This window comes from Streptomyces sp. P17 (assembly GCF_032436805.1).
GTDB lineage: Bacteria > Actinomycetota > Actinomycetes > Streptomycetales > Streptomycetaceae > Streptomyces.
In genome coordinates this window covers 1-397 of sequence record NZ_JAVRBF010000387.1, presented here as the reverse complement: position 1 = coordinate 397, position 397 = coordinate 1, and the positions used below count along the sequence as shown (strand labels likewise).

Below are 397 nucleotides of genomic sequence, written 5' to 3'. Positions count from 1 at the left end.
CGCCGTCCACCTTCACTCGAGACGTGCCACTGTCACGGGCGGCGTACTGATTGACCACACCAACGAACCGACCAATCCTGCCGAGTGGTGCGCCTACCACGGCATCAAGGTCGCTGACGGTATCGCCACCGTGTACAAGGCCGTCGGGGACAACTGGATCAGCCCGCACGGCACCAGCTACGCGCCCGGCACGCTCCCGGAGGCCGCCGACTGGCGCGACGACAACGACTGCGGCGGGGGGCTGCGCTTCTCGCTCAGCCCCGTCGAGGCGACCGCATATCACCGAGAGGCGACGCGCTGGCTCGCGGTCGGGGTGTCTGTCGCTGACCTGCGCCCGATCCTGGGCGGCACCCCGAAGTGCAAGGCACCCCGCGTGGCGACACCCTGCCGACCCGTC

1 protein-coding gene is annotated in these 397 nt (G+C 69.8%); it reads left to right on the top strand.

From position 1 onward, the window contains the following. On the top strand, window positions 1-397 hold a 397-nt coding region (locus RMT89_RS41415), incomplete at both ends, for a hypothetical protein (protein WP_315888917.1).